Origin of the sequence: Spirochaeta thermophila DSM 6578 (assembly GCF_000184345.1) — a bacterium.
Classification (GTDB): Bacteria; Spirochaetota; Spirochaetia; order Winmispirales; family Winmispiraceae; genus Winmispira; species Winmispira thermophila.
Map to the genome: position 1 here is coordinate 2,191,111 of NC_017583.1, position 14,173 is coordinate 2,205,283.

Genomic DNA, 14,173 nt, shown 5'->3' on the forward strand with positions numbered 1-14,173 from the left:
CGGCGAGGGCTCGGGCTTCGGACGTGTGGAAGGCTTCCGAGGACTTCCTCAGAGGATACGTTCCTCCATCCAGAGGAGCAGGTCGTGGAACACCTCCTCCTGGGTGAGATCGAGGAGGAGGAAGTGCCCTCCACGCCGGTACCTGCGAAAGGTCCGCTCGTCCGCCGGCACTTCGTCGTAGAGGGAATCGATCCCTTCGCGGGGGACGAGGGGGTCGTGATCCCCGCAGGCGATGAAGACAGGGAGGGCGAGTCTCCTCCTCCGCTCCCGGGAGCCGGCGAGGAGCTTCCTCAGCGCGGCGTGGAACGAAGACGGCGCCTTCCCGGTACAGAGGGGATCCCGCAGGATGCGGAGGGAGAGGAGCGGGTCGACCACACCGTGGACTTCGGTCCGCGGCCGCCCGAGGGAGGGAAAGGGGGGTCCCCACAGGCGACGCGGGAGGCTCTCGGACGTGGGAAAGGGCGACGAGAGGACCAGGCCCGCGCATCGGCCGGGTCTCATGAGCCCGAAGGCGAGGGCGAGGCTCGCACCGGCTCCCTCCCCTCCGAGGAACAGAGGCACGTCGTCGAAGAGCCCGCCACACATATGGAGGAGGTCCTCCACGAGGTCGAGGAGTCCCTCGGGGGAGAGGGTGCGTCCCCGCAGAGGAAGGGAGACCCCCTGGCCCGGAAGGTCGGGCGCTGCCACGCCGAACCCGTGAGACGAGAGGAATCCCCCCACCCTCACGTAGGAACCGGAGTGGAGACCCGCCTCGTGGAGAAGGAGCACACCGGCTCGTGGGGCGTGCTGTGGGTGCCACACCCTGTGGAAGACGAGGTGCTCCTCATACTCTCTCCAGAACTCGTCGTACGGGAGGCTCTTTTCCATGGCCCATCCTGCCCGTGATCACCTCACAGTATACACGGGGACAGGGAATCGCGCCACAAGAAAACGGGCACACACGGCCGTCCGACGGGGATTCAGTAGAGATAGCCGAAGCTCATCCCGAAGGGTGTCCACACGGAGCCATCGACATTGGTGCCCAGGAGGCGCCACTGGGTGGTCACACCGAGCTGGAAATAGGGGGTGAAGTCGAGGAAGAACCCCATTCCGGTATCCGCAACGACCGTTGCTCCAGAGGGGGTTTCGTCCCAGAAGAAGCCTGTGTCCACGAAGGCCACCACCACCGGCCAGAGGATTCCCTCCAGGACCTCACCCACAGGAGGCAGGTACCACCTGAGTTCCAGATCGGCGGCCCACGAGGTGAGGGTGTCGAGTCCGGCTCCGTCGACACCTCTCAGATACTCCAGCCTCGTACCCTTCTCATAGAAGGGCACCGCATCACCCCACACCTTCTCTCCCGTCAGGAGGAAGGCTGCGAGGAGAGAGGTCGCGTTCACCTGCGGATCCCTGTCCCAGAGGGGGAGATACCCCCGCACCTCCCCTCCGACCCCCGAAAACGAGAGGCGTTCTCCCGTGGGCGTGGAACCCCACCCCGGGGGGACGGCCCTGTACCAGACCCCGGCCCACACCCCCTGCTCGTAGCCGTGGACGGGGTGGGTCTCCACGTAGTCCACGAAGACTCTCGCCCGGAGCTCGTGCTGGAGGGCTCCATCCCTCTCAGGGAGCCCGGAGAGGAAGAGGAGCTGGTCGGTGTCCCTGCGATCGAGGTGGTCACGCCACAACCCGGCGTATTCCACGGTGATACCCACGTAGTCATGGGTTCTCGTGGCGAGGAAGGCCTGGGTGATCCCGAACCGCCACCGGGTCTGCAGGTAGTGGTATCCTGTATCCCCGGGTGGGCTCGAGGCCCCTTCCCCGGTGTACACGCTTCCGTCCGGAAGACGATAGTAGGCACCGTCCGTGGCCCACGCGGCATCGGCCCCCAGGAAAAGGGAGGGGTGGACCAGAGCTCTGTAGAGGGGAAAGAGCCGCCAGGTGATCGTCGCCCCTGCTCCCCAGAGCGTGGGATAGGGGCTGATCTCCACAGGGAAACCATCCCCTGCTCCGAGGGGGAAGAGCAGAAACACCAAAAGGAGCACCACGCCGAGGGCTCTCATGGGGACCTCCTCCGTCCGGGTTTCACTCCCATTATCGGCAGGAGGCGGGACCGTCTCCACCCGCTCAGATCGAACTCACCGGGACCAGGTTCTGAGTTCTTCCAGTATGTTCGCTTTGAGGGAGAGATAGTCGGTGGTGAGGAGGTGCTCCCTGGTCCGCGGACGGGGAAAGGGAACCGGGTGCGCGGCCACCACGCGCCCCGGGCGGGGCGAGAGTACCAGGATGCGATCGGCGAGGAGGATGGCCTCGTCCACGTCGTGGGTGACCAGGAGCACCGAAGTGGAGAGGCGTTCCACCACCCCCAGGAGCCACTCCTGAAGACGCTCCCTCGTGATGGCGTCGAGCGCGCCAAAGGGCTCGTCCAGGAGCATGACGTCGTTCCGATAGAGGTAGGTGCGGAGGAGGGCCACCCGCTGACGCATCCCCCCCGAGAGCTGGGAGGGATAGTAGGCCTCAAAACCTTTGAGACCAAAGGCCTCCAGATGGGCACGAGCCTTCTCCCGCGCCTCTTTCCATCCGTATCCCTTGAGCACGAGGGGAACCGCCACGTTGTCGAGCACGGTCTTCCAGGGGAGGAGGAGGTCCCGCTGGTGCATGTAGCTCACCTTGCCTGTCCGGCCGGTGATCTCTTCACCGTCAAGGAGCACCCTCCCGGAGACCGGCAGGAGGAGACCGGAGAGGATCCTGAGGAGGGTGCTCTTCCCGCACCCCGAGGGACCGAGAAGGCAGAGGAACTCCCGCTCTGCGAGGGAGAAGGAGATCCCCTCCAGCACCGCGAGGTCGTCGAAACGCATGGAGATCCCCTCCGCCTGCAGCTTGACAGGGCGGGGCACAGGGGGGGAGACTCCCTCGCGGGAAGGCTCCATCTCCTTTTTGTTCATGCGGGTCCCTCCTCAGGACGGATGAGGGGGCGGCACCGGATACCGCGCCGCCCCTGCGTCCGTACCACGTGTGAGCGGGGGAAGACCGGCCTCCACGTGTGAGGCGTGCTCCCCCGCATCCGCATCACGTGCCGTCAGTCCTCCCGTCACGGCAGGAACTCGTTGGTGAACGCCTCCTCGGGCACGAAGATGCCTTCGAGCAGGCCATAGCGTGTGAGCCAATCGGCGAAGCGCCGCCACACCTCCAGCTTCATCTCGCCCCAGCGGGCCGCACCCCTCGCATACTGGCCTGCGAGGTAGCGCTGGCTCTCCCGCACCAGGTCGGGATCGAGCTCGGGCGCATAGGAGAGGAGGACTTCGGCCGCCTCGTCCGGGTGTTCGATGGCGAACCGGTAGCCCCGGCTCGTGGCCCTGAGGAAGGCGCGCACCACCTCGGGATGCGCTTCGATGTACCCGTCGGTGGTGACGAGTACCGGGGTGTAGTAGTCGAGGGCGGGCTCTATCTCGGCGATGGGGATGTAGGTGATGGGAATCCCCTTGAGCCGGGCGGCCACTCCATCCCATCCTTCGAAGATCCACATGAAGTCCACCTCTCCTTCGGTGGCGGCGAAGAAATCCACCGCCCCCACGGTCACATTCCGGACTTTAGAGTAGTCGGCACCGTAGGCCGCCATCACCGCCTTGAGCACCGCCTCCTCGATGGGGGACCCCCACCCGCCATAGGTCTTGCCCTCGAAGTCCTTGGGGGTCCTGATCCCCTCCTCCACGCGGGCCGCGAACCCCGAGGTGTTGTGCTGGATCACGGTGGCGATGGCCTTGACGGGCCGTCCCGCAGCCCTCGCATAGGTGACCTCCTCCTGATAGCTCACGGCGAACCGGGCCTTGCCGGCCAGGAGGAGCGAGACCCCACCGGTCTCGGGAGGGGTGATGATCGAGACATCGAGGCCCTCCTCACGGTAGTAGCCCTTCTCGAGGGCCACGTAGAGGCCGGTGTGGTTGGTGTTCACGGTCCAATCGAGGACCACGGTGATGGGTGTGAGGGAAGGGGTTTCCCTCCCTCCCGCTGCAGGAAGGATTCCTGCTATCAGGATGAGGCCTGCGCACACGCTCACGACCCGGAACGTCCTCATGGTACACTCCTCATGTGAGTAAGATCCCCCGCGTTCCGCGAGGGGCCTGTGACGGTGTCCCGCCGCGCCCTCCAGGGCATGGCGAGACAGGATGCGAGCTTCACCAGGTACACCACCACGAGGCTCGCCACCACGACCACGAGTATGGCAGCGAACACCCGAGCGGTGGAGAAGGTCTTGTAGGCGCGGAGCATGTAGACTCCCAGACCCCGGGGTGCACCGAGCCACTCCCCGATGACCGCACCCATGATGCTGTAGGTGGCCGAGACCGTGAGCCCCGAGAAGAGGGAAGGGAGGGCGGAGGGGAAACGGACGAGCCAAAAGGTGTACCACCATCCGGCCCTCATGGAAGTGAACAGGTCGAGGAGCTCGGGGTCCACCGAGGCGAGGCCGTCGAGGAGGCTCACGATCACCGGGAAGAAGCAGACGAGCACCACCACCATGAGCTTGCTCGTAAGTCCGTAGCCGAACCAGATGAGGAAGAGGGGATAGAGGAATATGATGGGGATGGTCTGGGAGATCACCAGGAGGGGATAGAGGGAAGCGCGGAGGCGGGGGAAAGCGTCCAGCACGAGGGCGAGTCCCACGCCCAGGAAGACGCCCACGAGGAAGCCGCCGAGACCGGAGAGCAGGGTGGCGCCCAGGTGCGGGAGGAGGAGCGGGGCCTGGCGGACGAGTTCGACGACCACGGCGCTGGGGGCGGGGAGGAGGAAGGGGGAGACGGCACCGAGGCGGGAAGCGGCTTCCCATACGGCGAGCAGTCCCACAGTGGTGAGGAAGGGGCTACCGGTACTTCTCCAGCTTCTCCTCAAAGCTCACTCCCTCCGGGACATAGTCGATCTTGATCACCGCGGCCACACGCCACGCCCCCTCCTGCTCACAGATCCGGTGCGCCTCCTTCACGATGTCGAGGAGCTCATCCATCTCGCCCTCCATCGTGGTCTCCATGGGCCCCACCACGTACCGCACCCCAGAGGACCGGATGTACTCGATCACCCGGTCCACCACCTGGTAGAGCCGATCCCGCTCTACCATGGGGAGTATCTGAAGACTCACATGCACTTTCGCCATAGGCACCTGAATATTACTTGTTTTGTCGGATTTAGTCCAGAGAGACGCACACGGACCGGCTCCGTTGTTTGAAAACACCCTTCCCGCGTCTTATACTATAGACGACATGTACATGATACGACAACCGGAGGCACCTTCGGCAAGAGGCATCCCCCTCTCACGCTCCCTCACCTTCAGGATCTTCACCACCCACGTGGTGAGTGTACTCCTGGTACTGGGGTTGATGATATTCATCAGCTCCCTCTTCTTCAAAAGCTTCACCACCCAGATGGCCGAGGAGGAGGCCATCGAGGAAAGTCAGCGCCTCGTGGACACCATAGAGCAGGTGGGAAAGACACTCATACTCAATGCGCTCAAACAGGAAGTGGACCGCGCCCTCCTCCTCGTACGGCAGACAGCCCGGCATGCGGGAGAGGGCATCGTCTCTGAAGGAGAGGCACAGAGGACGGTGCGCTCGACCCTCCGCTCATGGAAGATCGCCCGTGAAGGCTACTTCGTGATCATCGACTCGGAGGGGAACATACTGCTCCATCCTTCCCCCGAGGTAGAGGGGACCAACCAGCTCTCCTACTGGGTCACTGCATATCAGACCCGGGTGAAGAGGGGATACCTCGAGTACGAACGACAGAATCCAGGGGAACCTGCACCGAGGAAAAAGGTACTGTACATGGACTACTATGCCCCCTGGGACTGGATCGTGACCGCCACCGCCTACAAAGAAGAGTTCAGCGAACTCATCAACCTCACCCTCATCACCACCCTTATCTCCTCCCTCTCCGCGGATACCGGTATGCAGGTCTTCATCCTGGACGGATCTCCCGTCCCTCTCGCATCCACGGACCCCTCACCGGAAAAAGGACTCCTCCAGCAACTCGCCTCTCTTGAAGGAGATGGGGGTTTCTCTTGGAGCACGCACCATGGGGTGCGCCTGGCCCTGGCCTGGAGGACCATCCCCGACTTCAACTGGAAGGTGGTGGTGCTCCAACGTCCCATCCTGCAGGAACGGATCTACTCTTCGTTCCTCCTCTTCTCACTCGGTATCCTGGGTCTCGCCTTCATCCTCTCCCTCGGTCTCTCCATCTACTTCTACTTCTCCCTCACCCGACCGATCCTGAGGGCCATTCCCGTGCTTCGCCTCGCCACCGCAGGCAAACTCGACCTCAGGCTCACGGAGCTGCCTCGGAACGAACTCGGCCTCCTCGGGGCTTACTTCAACACCCTCATGGACTCGCTTCAGCGCACCATGAAGGAGAAGGACTCCCTGGTGGAACGGGCCGCCTTCCTCGCCCGGTTCCCCCAGGAGAACCCCAACCCCGTGGTCTTCGTGAACGAACAAGGCAGGATCACCTATGTCAACCGGAGCGCCGCCCGCATCTTCGGGCTCCCTGAAGGGGTCTGCGACGAAGCGATCCCGCCCTCCCTCAAAGGGATGAGCCCCGAGGCGGAACCCATACTACAGGAGATCAAGGTGGGCGACCGGTGGTATTCGCTCATCGCCTCACCCAGTACCAGTCCCCGGGGCACCTTCTACTTCGGCAGGGAGACCACGCGGGAGCGGGAGTACCGCACTTCGCTGCTCCTCTTCCGGTGGATCTTCGAACACGCCTATGAGGGTATGGTAGTCACCGACGAAGAGGGGAACATCGAGATGGTGAACCCCGCCTTCACCGACATCACCGGCTACTCCGAGGAAGAGGCTCGGGGGAAGACCCCCCGCATCCTCAAATCCGATCACCACCCGCCCGAACTCTACGAGAGGATGTGGCACGACCTCACGACAAAGGGGTGGTGGGCCGACGAGATATGGAACCGGAGAAAGTCGGGTGAGGTGTACCCCGAGTGGCTCTCCATCTCCCGGTTCACCGATACCGAGGGGAAGGTCCACTACGTGGGCATCTTCCACGAGATCTCGAAGCAGAAGGAACTGGAGGAGAGATTACGCTACCTGGCCTACCACGATGCTCTCACCGATCTCCCCAACCGGTTCCTCCTCGAGGACAGACTCGAGCGAGAGTGCGCCCGCGCACGGAGGGAGGGGAAGAAGGTAGGCCTCATCTTCGTCGACCTGGACAACTTTAAACAGGTGAACGATACCTTCGGTCACCGCACCGGAGACCTCTACCTGGTGCATGTCGCCCATCTCCTCAGAGAGGCATGCCGCGAGGTGGACACGGTGGCACGCATCGCCGGTGACGAGTTCGTCATCATGCTCCCCGGTCTGGCCCAGAAGGCCTTCGCACTCTCGGTGCTCGAACGCATCTTCAGGGGCCTTCGGGAGCAACCCTTCCAGCACGAGAACACCACCTTGGAAGTATCGCTCAGTGCAGGACTCGCCTTCTTCCCGGACGACGGTGGAAGCGCCTCGGAGATCCTCTCGAGGGCCGACATCGCCCTCTACCGGGCGAAGCGACAAGGCAAGAACCAGTACGCAATCTTCCAGAGAGAAGACCAAAAGGTCATCGAGGAACAACTCGGCCGGTACGACCTCCTCAGGAAGGCGCTCGCGGGAAGAACGGTGAAGATCGACTGGGAACCCTGGGAGAACCGAAGCGGACGCATCGCCTATCTCGAGGCACTCCTCTCTTGCGGGAAGGACCCCACCCTCGAGCCCGGAGCGATACTCACCATGGCCGAAGAGGTGAACCTGGGGGGAACGGTGGGCGAGCTCATCGTGGAAGGTATGGCCACCCTCCTCCACGGAGCCAGGAAAAGGGCCATCCCCCCGGGCACCATCCCACCCCTGGTCGCCCGAATCCCCTCCTCCCTCCTCTTCGATCACTCATTCCTCTCCACGCTCAGGGACATGGGGGAAGCCTACGAACTCCCTCCCGGACACCTGATACTCCTCCTCCCCTTCCGCTCAGGCATGCTCCCCGAACACCTCATACGCGCGGTGGAGGAAGTACGGACCATGGGCTTCACCGTGGGCCCCCCCGGCCCTTGGATCCCTCTCGATCCGAGGGACGAAGCCATCCATCTCCCCTTCGTCCTCCTCCCCTATCGCCGTCTCCTTGCCTTCAGAAACGAGGTGGAAGGGAGCGAGTCCTCCCTCAAGGCCCTCATACACCTCATGCGGTACAGGAACCAGAAGGTGGTGGTGGAAGGAGTGGACGACGAAGGAGGTCTCTCCTGGATATGGGAACTGGGAGCCGACCTGGCCGCAGGCCCCGGGGTACACGGCAGGCTCCCTGCAGAGCAGGTCCTCCCGCTCCTCAGGGAGCACCTCGAGGAAAAGGGAGAGCCCTAGGCCGAAAAAGGAGGGCCCCTAGCCCCCCAGGTGATCGAGCACGATGAGAAGGGCCCGGCGCACCGGCTCGGCAGCACCCCAGAGGAGCTGATCGCCCACCGTGAAGGCGGTGAGGAACTCAGGCCCCATCTTCATGAAGCGTACCCGACCCACAGTCACGGTGAGGGTGCCGGAGACCGCCGCAGGGGTGAGTTCCTTCATGGTCACCTCCCGGTCGTTGGGCACGAGTTTCGTCCACTCGCTCGATGAGGCGATGATCTCCTCGGCATCCTTGAGGGAGATACGCTTTTTGAGCTTTATGGTGAGGGCCTGACTGTGGCTCCGCATGGCCCCGATCCGCACGCAGATGCCGTCCACCGGCACAGGGTTACCCTGTCTCCCCAGGATCTTGTTCGTCTCGGCAAAGCCCTTCCACTCTTCCCTCGTCTGCCCCTCTTCCACAGGTCGATCGATCCAGGGAATGAGGCTCCCTGCGAGCGGCACACCGAACTCCCGAACCGGGAACTCTGCGCTCCTCATCACCTCCGTGACCCTGCGATCGATCTCCAGTATGCTGGAGGCGGGATCCTCGAGGAGATCGTGGGCCGCATCACCCAGCTCCTTCATCTGAGCGAGGAGCTCGCGCATGTGGCGGGCCCCCGCCCCTGAGGCGGCCTGGTAGGTCATGGAGGAGAGCCACTCCACCAGATCCTCTCGGAAAAGCCCGCCTATCGCCATGAGCATGAGGCTCACCGTGCAGTTGCCGCCGATGTAGTTCTTGATCCCCCTGGAGAGGGCCTCGTCGATGACGTGACGATTCACCGGATCGAGCACGATGACCGCATCCTGTTCCATACGGAGGGTGGATGCTGCGTCGATCCAGTATCCCTTCCATCCCTCTGAGCGGAGCCTGGGGTACACTTCTTTGGTGTAATCGCCCCCCTGACAGGAGACGAGGATATCACACGAGGCGAGCACCTTCGTATCATACGCGTCTTTGAGCACGCCTGTCTCAAACCCCAGGTCGGGCCCCTTCTGTCCGGCCTGTGACGTGGAGAAAAACACCGGCTCGAACCGACCGGAAAAGTCGTGCTCCTCTCTCATGCGCTGCATGAGGACCGAGCCCACCATGCCGCGCCAACCGATGAACCCTACCCTGGCCATGGCCTGAGCATACCAGAGCCATCGGCTTGTATCAACTGCCGCTCCCTAACGGGGTGGAAGGATGACCACGTGGGTGATCACCCCCTGCGGCACCGTGAGATGGAAGGTCTTTTTTCCTGTGAACGAGCGTGCGGCCGCGTAGAACACATTGGATGCGGCGGAAAGCTCGCCCAGGGGATCTTCACCCTCATACACCACAGGACCCGGCTCTGAAATCACCTCGCCGTCCTCGGTCCTGCGGTAATACCTGAAAAAGTCGATGGAACCCAGACGATACTCGGTCCCCCCAAGGGTAGAAGTGAACCACGTACCTGTATTGTAGCGGTATCCCTCCGGCATGTCCGTGCGGTCGGAGGTGAGCACGGCGACCGCCCACTGGGCCACCAGGTCGGCCATGGTGGTGTAGACCCCACCCGCCTCCTGTACGGCCTTTTCCACCGCATCCTTTCCCCCGTACGGGCTCTGCACCACCCGCCGGAGGAAGAAAGCCCCACCGAAGTTACGCACCGTCCAGGCCCCGAAGGCATAGGTGGTCGCATAGTCGAGCAGGTCGAAACCCTCGGTCTTCATGAGGGGCAGGTAGGTGTACTGGTTGTAGTAGGGGATCCGCCCTCCGGTATTGCCGGGATCGCCGGGTCCTCCCACCTGTGGGTCCACTCCGCGGGGCCCCTCCACTCCCACCTTGTCCGCGAGGAGGTCCTCCGCCACCTGACTGCACATCTCGTTGAGCCACACCTCGGAGATCCCGCCACGGAGCACGGTCTTCTGATAGAAGTTGATCATGTGCTGGAACTCGTGGACCAGGGTGGAGAAGACGATCTTCGGCCACTCGTCGGAAGGAGTCCACATCCCGTCGCCGCCGTCGTTCGCGTACATGGGTGCGTCGATGGTGAACATGACCCGCTCGTTCGAGACAGGACTCTCACCGTACTGCTGGAGGTACTCGTTTTTGAACTGATGGATCGCGGCGAAGTAGCCCACGATTCCTCCCTCGGTACTCCCGTCATTCCCTATATCGGTAAGGAAGATGGTGATACCCCCGTCGAAGGGAATGAGATCCACGTAAGGGTGGCCCCCCCACTCAGGCCCCAGTATGGTCGTGAGCCAGTCGTAGATGTCATTATCGAGCCCCGATGAGAGGAAACGAGCGGCGAGCTCGTCCACCATCGCTTGGGTGATGGTGCCCCACTGGTCGTCGGCCACCCAGATGGAGAGGGTGCGGAGTCCCTGTGGCGTATCCTCCGTCCCTACATAGCGACAGGTCGCGCTCACCGATCGGATCGTGTCCGCCACATCGTAGAAGGCATCCGTCTCGCCCACGGTATCGGCCCGCATCTCGGAAGGGGTGAGGGCCGCACGCGGGAGCGTCCGCCTCGTGCCCCGGGACAGGAGGAGCCGGGCGAGGCGGGCGTTCTCGTTGGCGATACGTGCCTCGATGGACGCCGGCTCGGGGAACACCGCAGGAAGCCTCAGCGCCCCGGGCTGGGGAAGCCGAACCCCATCCACCATGAGCGGAGCCACACTCACCACCTGGGCGCCGGAGTAGGAAGGAGCTGCGGAGAAGACGAAGTACACATCCCTCGGCTCCTCGAGCGCCACCGTGTAATCAAAACTTCCTGAGGAGGAGAGCCGCACGATACCCGCATGGCTTGCCAGTGGCTCGGTCTCGGGGAAGAAAAAGGAGCAGGAAAGGGAGACCCCCATGAGGAGTCCCACGGAGAGCCAGAGCATCCTCTTCATGAGTCACCCTCCGATTCGAGTGCCGCGGAGAGGCGGGCGCCACAGAGGGCCCGCCAGGCAGCACTCGTCCCGCCATCCCACCAGAGGAGCGCGAGGTGACCTGCGAAGAATGCCTCCAGGGACCACCGGCCATGAAGCGGAAATCTCCAACCGACCTCCACCCCACCCCAAGGAAAGAGGCGCGAACCCTCGACCTCGTGGGAGGCCGTCACCTCCACGTCCTCCCACCGGGAAGTGGTCACCACGGAGCCGGGGAGGAGGCCTGCACCCAGCCCCCCTCCGAAGAACCAACCCTCACCCTGTTGCGAGAAATAGTAGGCAACCCTGAGGCCCACCTCCAGGGCGAGCGACTCTATCGTGGAGAGCGAGGAGGGCAACTCACCGTCCCTCAGGGAGAGGGAACCGGACCACACCCCCACCCCCAGGAGTCCCCCCATGGAGAGCCCCGAAAGAGCCCACGATTCCATCCCCACGGCCCCATACCACGCAGGGGAAAAGGCGGGAGATACTTCCTGCCCAAGGCTCTCGGCACGTGCGACCTCGGTCTTTGCCCAGAAACCACCCCATCCTCCTGTTCCACCTGCAGCCGACACGTCGAGGGAAAAGGAAACGAGGGACATGCTGGAGAGAAGGATCACAATGGAAACGCACACCCCACGACGATTCATTGTCCCACCATCCTACACGGTCTTTTGCCTCACGTAAAGGGAAAAGGGCCGCCGAAGCGGCCCTCTTTGGTCACCCCCATCAGAATTTATAACCTATGCCCACAGAGATCTCAAGTGCGGTAAAAGAAGACGAACTGGAAACATTCTCACCCCCATAAGCTTCCATTAGATCTTTGTTTAATCTCTCATAGTCTTTCATGTATTCTTGACTCAACACAAGGGAGAAAAGCCCCTGAGTTCGAACATAAAGGTTCCCAAACGGCACATCAACCGCTCCACCCAGCACGAGTCGAAGGTTGTTGAAATAGCTGTAGCCCACTTTTTTCCCGTCATAGTTGTAAATATCATCAGGATCCACCTTCTCCCCATCCGCGTCGTAATATGCAGTACAAAGATCGTAGGCAAGACCTCCTACAGGAGCAAGAATTACACCTCCAAGATCGAACGGATATTTCCCAAGCAGTTCAAAAGTGATGTAATGGAGAGCAGCATCTGTATCATCGAGCTCATCGGTGGTGGTATCGCCATCCACAGTAGAAGTCAGCTCACCTCCTCCATATGATACTACTCGATATCCCACACCTGCTTGTCCATATGTGAAATCCCCAAATACTTTACCCCCCAATGTGAACCAGTTATGTGCTTCAGTTCCTTCAACTGACATCCCAAGAAGCTCTCCCGAAAGAGAATAACTCTCCCACGCAGAGCCGACCACGGAGCTGGCACCTGCACTGATGTCGAGGGCTACGAGCGAACCCGCGACCAACACCAGAGACAATAGGACCAATCCTTTCTTCATCTTACACCTCCGTGTTGAGGATTATTGTTTAGCGCTATACTACGTCCTCCCCACCACGGTGTCAACCAGATGTGTGTAAATTCTTTGTGAAAAACAAAATATCAAAAATCTCCAAAATCTCCATTTTCTCCACATTCCCTCTGTGTTGACGTTGCAGGAAAACCGGCTCATAATCCTTGAGTATGATGAGACGAGCCGCTTTGTTCCTCCTTGCACTGAGCGTGGCAGGGTTCGTAGCCTCCTGCGGATCCCGCACCATAGGCTACGCGGTGGTCCTCTGGTCGCCCGATGAGACGAAAATCCCCACAGGCACGATCATCCCCGTGTTCAAGGAGTCGCTGGTCTACGACACCTACACGGTGATGATGGGCGAAGAGCTCGTCGATGTCCCGCGGTGGCAGCTCGCCCTCTATCCCTCGCGAGAAGAGGCCGAGAAGGCCGTGCAGGAGATGGGGGAGTACCGGACCTCGTTCGCCACCGCCGCGGTGAACGCCGCACGGGTGCGCAAAGGCCCGGGGACCGACCAGGAGGTGGTCTACAAACTCGCGGAGGGCGAGCGGGTGAAGATCCTCGCCCCGCCCGTGGTGGAGGAAGAGAGCGGCCGTCTGTGGTTCAAGGTGTACACAAAAGGCGGGATCACGGGCTTCTGCGAGGCCTCGCTCCTCAAGGTGGGCACGGGGGAGAGGCAGGACCGGTCCCCGCCGGCGGGGGGGACCGAGAGGCTCACCCTCCTCCAGAAGGGGCCCTGGCGCCCTCTCTACTTCAAGGAGATGCAGGAGCGGGGGAGGATCGACCTCTACCGGGTGAGCCCCGCGTACGGATTCTTCGTCGATACCGGGGCGCGCACCATCACCGTGTCCGTACCGGGCAGGAGCACGCGTTTCTCGTACGAGCGATTTCTCCCCATCTCCGACTCGGAGTTCGTCCCCGAAGGGGCGCCGGTGCGCATCTTCTTCCGTGATCAGGAGACGATCGCGGTCCAGTATCCCTACGGCACGAGGACCTACACCGATCTCTTCTGCCTCTTCCCCGACGATGTGAACCTGCTCATCTCCGAGGAGATGGCACGGAGGGAGACTGCCTACCGTGAGCTCATAGCCCCCGGCTCGAGGCTGGTGAGCAGCTCATACGGCATCCTCACCCTCAATCCCGACAAGACCTTCCGCTGGGAACGGCCCGGCACCCTCAAGGGCAGGTACATTCCCGCCTCGGCGGCCCCCACGGGGAAGATAGAGCTCTCGGTCCTCCTTGGGGAAGACCTCGAGTCCAGGTACGACGGGGTGCTCGTCTTCTGGTTCGACAACACCTCCGCGGAGGAGAAGGTCTACTTCCTCTACAAGAAGGAACCGGGGAGCATCAGGCTCTTCTACCTCCCCGCCTCCTCGGTGGTGCGCAACGTCGCCGTGAGCGAGCCGAGGGTGCCCGTGGTCCTCTACTTCTCATACATGGAGTAG

The 14,173-nt window shown here is 62.3% G+C and carries 13 protein-coding genes; 2 read left to right on the plus strand and 11 right to left on the minus strand.

Going from position 1 to position 14,173, the window contains the following annotated elements:
* Positions 1 to 48: 48 nt before the first annotated feature.
* The 7 genes from SPITH_RS09985 to SPITH_RS10010 form a co-directional block, all read right to left on the minus strand.
* Positions 49 to 867 (minus strand): alpha/beta hydrolase, encoded by an 819-nt coding sequence (locus SPITH_RS09985; protein ID WP_014625538.1) that lies wholly within the window; start codon positions 865 to 867, stop codon positions 49 to 51.
* Between the two features lie 92 nt (positions 868 to 959).
* A complete protein-coding gene (locus tag SPITH_RS09990; RefSeq protein WP_014625539.1) occupies positions 960 to 2,039 on the minus strand; it encodes a hypothetical protein in 1,080 nt (359 codons plus the stop codon).
* 75 nt (positions 2,040 to 2,114) lie between these two features.
* Positions 2,115 to 2,921: an ABC transporter ATP-binding protein gene (locus tag SPITH_RS09995; RefSeq protein ID WP_014625540.1), complete on the minus strand. Its 807-nt coding sequence runs from the start codon at positions 2,919 to 2,921 to the stop codon at positions 2,115 to 2,117.
* Positions 2,922 to 2,933: 12 nt separating this feature from the next.
* Positions 2,934 to 3,071 (minus strand): hypothetical protein, encoded by a 138-nt coding sequence (locus tag SPITH_RS12140; protein WP_155816555.1) that lies wholly within the window; start codon positions 3,069 to 3,071, stop codon positions 2,934 to 2,936.
* On the minus strand, positions 3,068 to 4,051 hold the full coding sequence (locus SPITH_RS10000; RefSeq protein ID WP_014625541.1) for an ABC transporter substrate-binding protein: 984 nt from the start codon (positions 4,049 to 4,051) through the stop codon (positions 3,068 to 3,070). Before SPITH_RS10000 ends, SPITH_RS12140 begins: the two co-directional genes overlap by 4 nt.
* The gene (locus SPITH_RS10005) at positions 4,048 to 4,863 is read right to left on the minus strand and encodes an ABC transporter permease (protein ID WP_014625542.1); all 816 of its coding nucleotides are present in this window, start codon (positions 4,861 to 4,863) and stop codon (positions 4,048 to 4,050) included. The genes SPITH_RS10000 and SPITH_RS10005 overlap by 4 nt, the downstream gene beginning before the upstream one ends.
* Entirely contained in the window at positions 4,835 to 5,122 is a 288-nt protein-coding gene (locus SPITH_RS10010; protein ID WP_014625543.1) for a thiamine-binding protein, read from the minus strand. Before SPITH_RS10010 ends, SPITH_RS10005 begins: the two co-directional genes overlap by 29 nt.
* Before the next feature lie 106 nt (positions 5,123 to 5,228).
* Here SPITH_RS10010 and SPITH_RS10015 point away from each other — a divergent pair, with 106 nt between their 5' ends.
* Positions 5,229 to 8,369 carry a diguanylate cyclase domain-containing protein gene (locus SPITH_RS10015; protein ID WP_014625544.1) on the plus strand — a complete coding sequence of 1,047 codons (3,141 nt, stop codon included), beginning with the start codon at positions 5,229 to 5,231 and terminating at the stop codon, positions 8,367 to 8,369.
* 18 nt (positions 8,370 to 8,387) lie between these two features.
* On the opposite strand, the gene asd is transcribed toward SPITH_RS10015, so the two are convergent.
* From asd to SPITH_RS10035, 4 genes are all read right to left on the minus strand, one after another.
* On the minus strand, positions 8,388 to 9,512 hold the full coding sequence (asd, locus tag SPITH_RS10020) for an aspartate-semialdehyde dehydrogenase (RefSeq protein ID WP_014625545.1): 1,125 nt from the start codon (positions 9,510 to 9,512) through the stop codon (positions 8,388 to 8,390).
* 45 nt (positions 9,513 to 9,557) lie between these two features.
* A complete protein-coding gene (locus SPITH_RS10025; RefSeq protein ID WP_014625546.1) occupies positions 9,558 to 11,252 on the minus strand; it encodes a M30 family zinc metallopeptidase in 1,695 nt (564 codons plus the stop codon).
* A complete protein-coding gene (locus SPITH_RS10030) occupies positions 11,249 to 11,920 on the minus strand; it encodes a hypothetical protein (protein WP_014625547.1) in 672 nt (223 codons plus the stop codon). Before SPITH_RS10030 ends, SPITH_RS10025 begins: the two co-directional genes overlap by 4 nt.
* 79 nt (positions 11,921 to 11,999) lie before the next feature.
* Entirely contained in the window at positions 12,000 to 12,719 is a 720-nt protein-coding gene (locus SPITH_RS10035; RefSeq protein WP_014625548.1) for a hypothetical protein, read from the minus strand.
* Between the two features lie 185 nt (positions 12,720 to 12,904).
* Between SPITH_RS10035 and SPITH_RS10040 the strand changes: the two genes are divergently transcribed.
* Positions 12,905 to 14,173 (plus strand): SH3 domain-containing protein, encoded by a 1,269-nt coding sequence (locus SPITH_RS10040; protein ID WP_169311819.1) that lies wholly within the window; start codon positions 12,905 to 12,907, stop codon positions 14,171 to 14,173.

What these genes read in the sequence shown, in the direction of transcription:
- SPITH_RS09985 (WP_014625538.1), bottom strand. Translation starts at nt 867, where the DNA reads ATGGAAAAGAGCCTCCCGTACGACGAGTTCTGGAGAGAGTATGAGGAG.
- SPITH_RS09990 (WP_014625539.1), bottom strand. Translation starts at nt 2,039, where the DNA reads ATGAGAGCCCTCGGCGTGGTGCTCCTTTTGGTGTTTCTGCTCTTCCCC.
- SPITH_RS09995 (WP_014625540.1), bottom strand. Translation starts at nt 2,921, where the DNA reads ATGAACAAAAAGGAGATGGAGCCTTCCCGCGAGGGAGTCTCCCCCCCT.
- SPITH_RS10000 (WP_014625541.1), bottom strand. Translation starts at nt 4,051, where the DNA reads ATGAGGACGTTCCGGGTCGTGAGCGTGTGCGCAGGCCTCATCCTGATA.
- SPITH_RS10010 (WP_014625543.1), bottom strand. Translation starts at nt 5,122, where the DNA reads ATGGCGAAAGTGCATGTGAGTCTTCAGATACTCCCCATGGTAGAGCGG.
- SPITH_RS10015 (WP_014625544.1), top strand. Translation starts at nt 5,229, where the DNA reads ATGTACATGATACGACAACCGGAGGCACCTTCGGCAAGAGGCATCCCC.
- asd (WP_014625545.1), bottom strand. Translation starts at nt 9,512, where the DNA reads ATGGCCAGGGTAGGGTTCATCGGTTGGCGCGGCATGGTGGGCTCGGTC.
- SPITH_RS10025 (WP_014625546.1), bottom strand. Translation starts at nt 11,252, where the DNA reads ATGAAGAGGATGCTCTGGCTCTCCGTGGGACTCCTCATGGGGGTCTCC.
- SPITH_RS10030 (WP_014625547.1), bottom strand. Translation starts at nt 11,920, where the DNA reads ATGAATCGTCGTGGGGTGTGCGTTTCCATTGTGATCCTTCTCTCCAGC.
- SPITH_RS10035 (WP_014625548.1), bottom strand. Translation starts at nt 12,719, where the DNA reads ATGAAGAAAGGATTGGTCCTATTGTCTCTGGTGTTGGTCGCGGGTTCG.
- SPITH_RS10040 (WP_169311819.1), top strand. Translation starts at nt 12,905, where the DNA reads ATGAGACGAGCCGCTTTGTTCCTCCTTGCACTGAGCGTGGCAGGGTTC.